The following is a 7,856-nucleotide window of genomic DNA, read 5'->3' on the forward strand; positions in this document are numbered from 1 at the left end:
CCCTCTCGCGACGCCCCCGGGGGAACGCTGGAAAGGAAATCCCATGTCCAAGACCTGGCTGATCACCGGCGCCTCGCGCGGCCTGGGCCGCGCTCTCGCCGAAGCCGTCCTCGAGGCGGGCGACCAACTGATCGCCACGGCGCGCGATCCGGCCAGCCTGGCGCCTCTCGAACAGCGCCATGGCCCGGCGGTGGCCGCCGCCGCCCTCGACGTCACCGATCCGGTGGCGGCCGAGGCGGCGGTGCGCCTGGCGGTCGAGCGCTTCGGCGGCCTCGACGTCGTGGTCAACAACGCCGGCTATGGCGATGTCGGCTCGGTGGAGGACACCTCGCTCGACGACTTCCGGCGGCAGATCGAGGTCAATCTGTTCGGGACGGTCATCGTCACCAAGGCGGCCATTCCGGTGATGCGCGAGCAGGGCCGAGGCCACATCATCCAGGTCTCGTCGGTGGGCGGCCGGCTCGGCGCGCCGGGACGCGCCGCCTATTCGGCGGCCAAGTGGGGAGTCGAGGGCTTTTCCGAGGTCCTGGCGCAGGAGATGGCCCTGGTCGGCGTCAAGGTGACGATCATCGAGCCGGGCGGCTTCCGCACCGATTTCGCCGGCGCCTCCACCGCTCTGAAACCCGGCCGGCCGGAATACGACGCCGTCGTGGGCGCCGCCGCCCGTCGGCAGGCCGAATACGACGGCCGCCAGCCCGGCGATCCCCGGAAAGCGGCCCAGGCCATCCTGCGCATCGCCGCCGAGGACCAGCCGCCGCTTCGCTTGCCCCTGGGCGGCGACGCCCTGGCCGCGATCGCCGCCGCCGATCGTGGGCGACTGGCGATGCTGGAGGCCTGGCGCGAACTCAGCGCCTCGACGGACTATACCGAATAGCCGCCGTCGATCGTCAGGCTGACGCCGGTGATGAAGCCCGCCTCCTCGCGAGCCAGATAGCTGACCAGGTTCGCGACCTCCCGCGGCTCGCCCATCCGCTCCCGCGCGACCAGCGGCAGCAGCATATGCGCCCCGAATGGTCTGCTCCAGCGGCGAGGCCGCACCAATCGCGGCCTTTGGATCACTTCCAGAATGGCGGCATTCGGCGGCTGGGCGGCTGGGCGAGCACCACCTCCTCCCAGCTTTGCGGAGTCCGCTTCCGCGCCAGCGAGAAACTCTGGCAGCGTTCGAAAACTTCCGCGTAACGGGCGTCACGCGCTCCCGCCGGATCGGTCATTTCGATCCGGGTAATTTGATTCCCAGCAGGACCAGTCGGTCACCGGCAATCCCGAACCAATGAGGTGCGCCTGCGGGGATCAAGATGACATCGCCGGGCCCGAGTGGCCGCGTCGTGCCGCCCTCGATTCGGCTTCCCTCAACCAAGTTGGCGTTGCTGACCTTTGGATCGGCCATGGCGCCGCCGGAAACAAGCGTGCCCGAGCCTTCTAAGACGATTGCATATTCCGCTTCGGCGGGGTGAACAGCCGGGCGGCCCGGCTTCTTCCATATTTCGATCGCCGCCACGGTCGCACCGTCGCGGACCAAGGGTCGCCACATGAATCCTTGATCGGGTTTCATCTCGGCGAGCATTTCGCGGAGTTGAGTTTGGACATCTGCGCCACTCGCGAAACCGGACGGTTCGGATGCCTGAGCGCGCCGCATCTGCGCGGAAGCGGGGCCGATGCCCGACGAAACGGCGAACACCAATAAGGTCGCGCCGATCGTGGAGGCTCTAGCCATTGTCTTCATCGCAGATCTCCCTAGGTCGCAAAGCCATAAAGCGGATGACTGCTCCCGCGCCCTCGCGGACGCCAGCCGACCTCCATAGGCGTAGCGTGCCACAGCTTGCCCATGGGAGGCCAGGTTGCGGTTCGTTCACCACCCTGCCCCGCCCTGCAGTCCGGAAGGGGACCTGGCAGCGCCAGGAGCCGACCTTCGCCTCATTCTGAAAATCCGACATCCGCTTTGCGGTCGGCGACTTTTCGTCCGTGTCGCCGGCCGCGGCGCTCTTCGCTCTCCCACGGACGCGGCGATGAAGCTCCTCGCCACCACAGCGCCCCCTCCGCTCCGATGAGAATTAAGCTGACAAATGAAGCTTGCTCGGCATGATGGCATATCTATAAATTCGCTCCATCTATGGTCTATTCCCCCTAGTTCAGCTTTCCCAATAGTCATACAAAAGAGGGTTACGCTGAAATCCGGATCGCGCTGGCTTCAGCGATCCCGATGACGACCTGACGCGAAGCTCAAGGTTGCTGGCCGCGAAAGCGAGGGTCAGCAAACGCACCGCTCCCAAATTGGCGATGTGAGGATCACGACCGAGCGATGATATAAAAATGTTACCGCTAACAGGAGAGGAATCGAAATGCGAAGGATCATCGCCAGCCAGCTGTCCATGGCCGCGTGTTCGATGTTTGCGATCACGGCCGCGCAGGCCCAAACCCTGCAACTGAGTCCGGACCAGACGCTCGAGGCGCCGGGCCTGAGCGTGATCGTCGAGCAGAATCATTTCAGCCCGATCTTCTTCGATGAGAAGAACGCCGGCATCCAGATCGTCCTGCATGGCGAACGCATTGCGACCGACGGCGAGGTCCGGCTCAATCCGACGCCCGAGCAATGGGATCCGGTGCCGACGTTCGGCGAGCGCACGCTCGGCGAGACGCCGGGCCAGGTCGTCGTGCGCTCGAGCTATCCGAAGGCGAATCTGAACTATCGGGTGAAGGTGACCCCCGAGGATGGTGGCTTCCGCATCGCGGTGGATCTCGACGCCCCGCTCCCGCCGGAGCTCGTCGGCAAGGCCGGCTTCAACCTGGATTTCCTGCCGACCGCCTATTTCGGCAAGACCTATCTGATGGGCGACCAGCCCGGCCTGTTTCCGCGCAATCCCAACGGGCCGATGGAGACCGACGGTTCGGGCGATCCTCAGCCGATGGCGTCTGGCGCTCGGAGCGTGACCCTTTCGCCGGAAGACCCCAATACCCGCGTCACCATCACCGCCAATACGCCGCTCGCACTATATGACGCGCGCAATCGGGCGCAGAACGGCTGGTTCGTCGTCCGTTCCCTGATCGCCGCGGGCGCAAAGCAAGACGCCGTCGTCTGGCACGTACGACCCCACGTGATCGCGGGCTGGAAGCGAGCGCCGGTCGTCTCCTTCAACCAGGCCGGCTACACGCCGCAGCGCAGCAAGGTGGCGCTGATCGAGCTGGATCCAGCATCCGACGGGCCTGGAGAGGCCACTCTGGTCAAAATCACCGACAGCGGCGCAAAGCCTGTGTTCAGCGCGGCGGTTCAGCAGCGCGGCAAATGGCTACGCTACAAATACGCCGCGTTCGATTTCTCGAGCGTGCGCGAACCGGGCGTCTACGCCATCTCCTATGCCGGGCAGACGACCAACCCCTTCCCGATCGCCGCCGACGCCTATGCGCGGATCTGGCAGCCGTCGCTCGACACCTATCTTCCCGTGCAGATGGACCACATGACCGTGCGGGAGCAGTACCGAGTGTGGCAGCGCGCCTCGCACCTGGACGATGCGGTTCAGGCCCCGCCCAATCACGTCCATTTCGATGGATATCGCATGGGGCCGAACCTGGATTCGCCGTTCAAGCCGGGGGAGCATATTCCCGGGCTGGCGGTCGGCGGTTTCCAGGACGCCGGCGACTACGACATCCAGACCCCGCAGAACGCGCAGGTGGTGCGCGACCTCGTCTGGACGCGCGAGCTTTTCGGACTCGACTGGGATGAAACCAGCATCGACGAGAAGGCGCGTGAGGTCGAGATCCGCAAGCCGGACGGCGCGCCCGACGCGCTCCAGCAGATCCGCCACGGCACGCTGCAGTTGCTCGCGCAGTACAAGGTCTTCGGGCACGCCATCGTCGGCATCATCGACCCGAAGCTTCGCCAATACGCTCATCTCGGCGATGCCGGATCGCAAACCGACGGCAAGCTCTACGATTCCTCGCTCGGGCCGAACGAGACCCGAGGCGACCGCTCGGGCGCGCCCGACGACCGCTGGGCGTTCACCACCGACTATCCGGCCAACGACCTGATGGTGGCCGGCAGCCTCGCGGCCGCCAGCCGCGCGCTCAAGGACTTCGACCCGGCGACCTCGGCCGAAGCCCTGTCCGCCGCCGAGGCGCTGTGGTCGGCCCAGGAAAGCAAGACGGCCAATGGCAGCGACGGCCGCGACGACAGCGGCTTCATGTCCCGGTTCCTTGACCTAGCCAAGGTCTCTGCGACCGTGGAACTGATCATCACCACCAAGGGCGACGCGGTCTACACCGCGAGGCTGCGCACCCTGACGCCGGCGATCGAAACGAATTTCGACCGCGTCAGCGGCGTCGCCGTGCGCGCGCTCCCCTATATGGACGCGGACTATCGGGCGCGGATCAAGGCCCTGGTGGCCGCCGCCAAGCCGCGGGTCGACGCCGAGCTGACCAATAATCCGTTCGGCGTCCCGATCGCGATGGGCTCATGGGCGGGATCGGGGGAAGTCGCCAATTTCGGCGTCAACATGTACCTGGCGCACAAGGCGTTTCCGGACCTGATCGGACCGGAATACACCTTGCACGCGCTGGACTACATGCTCGGCCGCCACCCGGCCAACAACCTGTCCCTGGTCTCGACCGTCGGCACGCGCTCGAAGCTGAACGGCTATGGCCATAATCGCGCTGACTACGGGTTCATTCCCGGCGGGATGGCGCCGGGCGTGCTGATCATCAAGCCTGACTTCCCTGAAATGATGACCGACTGGCCGTTCCTGTGGTTCGAGAGCGAATACACGGTGAGCACCACCACCGCCTACATCCTCGCGGCCAAGGCGGCGATCGCGGCAACCGAGGATCAGCGTTAGAGACAAGACCTGGTCGCCATGGACGGTTCCGTGGCGACCGACCGAGGCGGGAACGCAGTCCAGGCCCGATGGGGTTCAGCCAGGGCGGTGCTGGTCGGTGATGATGATCTCGAACTTGAGCGCCTTGAAGCTCGCCAACCACCGCCGCGTCGAAATCCAACGAGGTGAGTTTCAGATTACTACGTCTGCGCCTGTAAGGTCTTCGCGCCCGCACAGCGCCAGAAGGAGACCTTGGCGCTGCTCCAGTTTCCAGACATTTAGAAGCAGGCCTCGCACCTCAGTCGAAAGGGCGAAGATCGCGGCTGCGGGCGACGGCAAGGTCCTGCAGCCAGGCCCGGACAGCTCGCACCCGGGCGCTTGCGGCGACCTCGCGCAGGGTGCTGACCCAGAAGCGGCGCTGCAGCAGCACGCGCGGCGCCACCCGCACCAGGCCCTCGGCCAGGAAGCAGGGCAGCACCCCGACCCCGCCGCCGGCCAGAATGATCTCGCACTGGGCGCGGATCGACGAGCTCGACAGCGCCGTCTCCAGCCCGGGCGCGACCTCGTCCAGATAGCGCAGTTCCGGCGAATACAGCAGGTCGTCGACATAGCCGACGACCTGGCATCGCCGCAGATCCTCGGCGTCGTCCAGCGGACCGCTGTCGGCCAGGTACCGTGACGAGGTGTAGACGGCCAGCTGGTAGTCCGTCAGCGGCTCGACCAGCAGGCGGCCGTCGGTCGGCGCGCTGAGGGTCACGGCCAGGTCCACCTCGCGCCGGGTCGGCGACAGGAAGCCGGCATTGGCCGCCAGTTCGATCCGCAAGGTCGGCCGCCCCCGCCGGAAGGCGGGCAAGGCCGGAGCCAGGACGTGGGCGCCGAACCCTTCGGCGACGCTGATCCGCACGGTCCCGCCCCCGGCCTCTGGATCGCCCGAGCGCGCGGCGGCGTGCATGGCGGTCTCGGCCTGCAAACCCGTCTCGAGCAAGCGTGACCCGGTGCTGGTGACCTGCAGGCCCGCGGCCGAGCGGACGAACAGCGTCGCCTTCAGCGCCGTTTCCAGCCTTGCGACACGTCGACTGACGGTGGCGGTGTCCACGCCTGTCGTCTGGGCGGCGGCGCTGAACGAGCCGGCCCGGGCGGCGGCCAGGAAGTAGCGAAGATCGTCCCAATCGAACATGGCTGTGAGAATTTGCCCCGATGCCTTGCATATATGCAATGGCGATGTTGCACCTTTTCGGAATAGTCCGGGCGCTTAGGAACAGGGACGGCGTCATGCGGACCATCGACCATTTCGTGAACGGAGAGATCCTGCCCGGCGCCTCCGGCCGTTTCGGCGAGGTCTTCAACCCCAACACCGGCCAGGTGCAGGCCCGCGTGCAGCTGGCCACCGTCGAGGAGCTGGATGCGGCGGTGCAGGTCGCGGCCCGGGCCCAGCTCGGCTGGGCGGCGACCAATCCCCAGCGCCGGGCGCGGGTGATGTTCGAGTTCAAGCGGCTGATCGAGCGCGACATGAACGCCCTGGCCGAGGTGCTGTCGTCCGAGCACGGCAAGGTCATCGCCGACAGCAAGGGCGACATCCAGCGCGGCCTGGAAGTCATCGAGTTCGCCTGCGGGATCCCGCATGTGCTGAAGGGCGACTACACCGAAAGCGCCGGCCCGGGCATCGACGTCTATTCGATGCGCCAGCCCCTGGGGGTCTGCGCGGGCATCACCCCGTTCAACTTCCCGGCCATGATCCCGATGTGGATGTTCGGGATTGCGATCGCGGTGGGCAACAGCTTCATCCTCAAGCCGTCGGAGAAGGACCCGACCGTGCCGGTGATGCTGGCCCAGCTGTTCATGGAGGCCGGCGCGCCCGCCGGGGTGCTCAATGTCGTGCATGGCGACAAGGCCTGCGTCGACGCCATCCTGGCCCATCCGCTGATCAAGGCCGTCAGCTTCGTGGGCAGCTCCGACATCGCCCAATACGTCTATCAAACGGGCACGGCGCACGGCAAACGCGTCCAGGCCATGGGCGGGGCCAAGAACCACGGGATCGTGCTGCCGGACGCGGATCTTGACCAGGTGGTCAAGGACCTGTCGGGGGCGGCCTTCGGCTCGGCCGGCGAGCGCTGCATGGCCCTGCCGGTGGTGGTGCCGGTCGGCCGCAAGACCGCCGACGACCTGCGCGAGCGGCTGGTGGCCGAGATCGAGACCCTGAAGGTGGGAATCTCCACCGACGCCGCGGCCCATTACGGCCCGGTGGTCAGCGCCGCCCATCGCAGCAAGATCGCCGACTACATCCAGGTCGGGATCGACGAGGGGGCGGAGCTGGTGGTCGACGGCCGCGACTTCAGTCTGCAGGGCTTCGAGCAGGGCTTCTTCATCGGCCCGTCGCTGTTCGACGGCGTCACCCGGACCATGAAGACCTACCAGGAGGAGATCTTCGGCCCGGTGCTGCAGATCGTCCGGGCCGAGAGCTTCGAGGAAGCCATCGCCCTGCCCAGCGACCACCCCTACGGCAACGGCGTGGCGATCTTCACCCGCAACGGCCGCGCCGCCCGCGAGTTCGCATCCCGCGTCAATGTCGGCATGGTCGGCATCAACGTGCCCATCCCCGTGCCGGTGGCCTATCACAGCTTCGGCGGCTGGAAGCGCTCGGGCTTTGGCGACACCAACCAGTACGGCACCGAGGGCGTCAAGTTCTACACCAAGCTCAAGACCGTCACCGCCCGCTGGCCCGAAGGCGCCGTCGAGGACTCAGCCTTCGTCATCCCGACGATGAAATAGGCCTCGGTGCGCCGCATGTCCTCCCGGAGGCGGCGTCCAACTGGCGGTTCGGGATCTGGGTCCCGAACCGCCCCTTTATGGGTCCCACCATGCCTTTCGCCCTGACCGAAGACCAGAACGCGATCCAGGCCATGGCCGGCGAGTTCGCCGCCGACCGCCTTGCCCCGCATGCGGCCCATTGGGACGAGACCAAGCATTTCCCCGTCGAGGCGCTGCGCGAGGCCGCGGCCCTGGGATTCGCCGGGGTCTATGTGCAGGAGGACGTCGGCGGCTCGGGCCTGT

The 7,856-nt window shown here is 66.7% G+C and carries 7 protein-coding genes; 4 read left to right on the top strand and 3 right to left on the bottom strand.

The window, feature by feature from the left end; all coding sequences use genetic code 11:
- Nucleotides 1–43 precede the first annotated feature (43 nt).
- Nucleotides 44–874: an oxidoreductase gene (locus ACIPQB_RS20435; RefSeq protein WP_446487093.1), complete on the top strand. Its 831-nt coding sequence runs from the start codon at nucleotides 44–46 to the stop codon at nucleotides 872–874.
- Here the strand turns inward: ACIPQB_RS20435 and ACIPQB_RS20440 are convergent.
- Together ACIPQB_RS20440 and ACIPQB_RS20445 are read right to left on the bottom strand one after the other, a co-directional pair.
- A complete protein-coding gene (locus tag ACIPQB_RS20440; RefSeq protein WP_446487094.1) occupies nucleotides 862–999 on the bottom strand; it encodes an SDR family oxidoreductase in 138 nt (45 codons plus the stop codon). The two genes, ACIPQB_RS20435 and ACIPQB_RS20440, sit on opposite strands and share 13 nt — an antisense overlap.
- A 208-nt stretch (nucleotides 1,000–1,207) precedes the next feature.
- Nucleotides 1,208–1,723: a cupin domain-containing protein gene (locus ACIPQB_RS20445; RefSeq protein ID WP_446487095.1), complete on the bottom strand. Its 516-nt coding sequence runs from the start codon at nucleotides 1,721–1,723 to the stop codon at nucleotides 1,208–1,210.
- Nucleotides 1,724–2,339: 616 nt separating this feature from the next.
- Here ACIPQB_RS20445 and ACIPQB_RS20450 point away from each other — a divergent pair.
- Nucleotides 2,340–4,826 carry a glycoside hydrolase family 9 protein gene (locus ACIPQB_RS20450; protein ID WP_446487096.1) on the top strand — a complete coding sequence of 829 codons (2,487 nt, stop codon included), beginning with the start codon at nucleotides 2,340–2,342 and terminating at the stop codon, nucleotides 4,824–4,826.
- A 277-nt stretch (nucleotides 4,827–5,103) separates the two neighbouring features.
- On the opposite strand, the gene ACIPQB_RS20455 is transcribed toward ACIPQB_RS20450, so the two are convergent.
- Nucleotides 5,104–5,982: a LysR family transcriptional regulator gene (locus tag ACIPQB_RS20455; protein WP_446487097.1), complete on the bottom strand. Its 879-nt coding sequence runs from the start codon at nucleotides 5,980–5,982 to the stop codon at nucleotides 5,104–5,106.
- A 95-nt stretch (nucleotides 5,983–6,077) separates the two neighbouring features.
- Between ACIPQB_RS20455 and ACIPQB_RS20460 the strand changes: the two genes are divergently transcribed.
- Together ACIPQB_RS20460 and ACIPQB_RS20465 are read left to right on the top strand one after the other, a co-directional pair.
- Complete coding sequence (locus ACIPQB_RS20460; protein WP_446487098.1) at nucleotides 6,078–7,574, top strand: CoA-acylating methylmalonate-semialdehyde dehydrogenase; 1,497 nt, start codon at nucleotides 6,078–6,080, stop codon at nucleotides 7,572–7,574.
- Nucleotides 7,575–7,663: 89 nt separating this feature from the next.
- Nucleotides 7,664–7,856, top strand: a 193-nt coding sequence (locus ACIPQB_RS20465) for an acyl-CoA dehydrogenase family protein (RefSeq protein WP_446487099.1), incomplete at its 3' end; no start/stop codon positions are given.

Source organism: Caulobacter sp. LARHSG274 (assembly GCF_052871235.1).

Coding starts and splice junctions, on each gene's coding strand:
- ACIPQB_RS20435 (WP_446487093.1), top strand. CDS start 44: ATGTCCAAGACCTGGCTGATCACCGGCGCCTCGCGCGGCCTGGGCCGC.
- ACIPQB_RS20440 (WP_446487094.1), bottom strand. CDS start 999: ATGCTGCTGCCGCTGGTCGCGCGGGAGCGGATGGGCGAGCCGCGGGAG.
- ACIPQB_RS20445 (WP_446487095.1), bottom strand. CDS start 1,723: ATGAAGACAATGGCTAGAGCCTCCACGATCGGCGCGACCTTATTGGTG.
- ACIPQB_RS20450 (WP_446487096.1), top strand. CDS start 2,340: ATGCGAAGGATCATCGCCAGCCAGCTGTCCATGGCCGCGTGTTCGATG.
- ACIPQB_RS20455 (WP_446487097.1), bottom strand. CDS start 5,982: ATGTTCGATTGGGACGATCTTCGCTACTTCCTGGCCGCCGCCCGGGCC.
- ACIPQB_RS20460 (WP_446487098.1), top strand. CDS start 6,078: ATGCGGACCATCGACCATTTCGTGAACGGAGAGATCCTGCCCGGCGCC.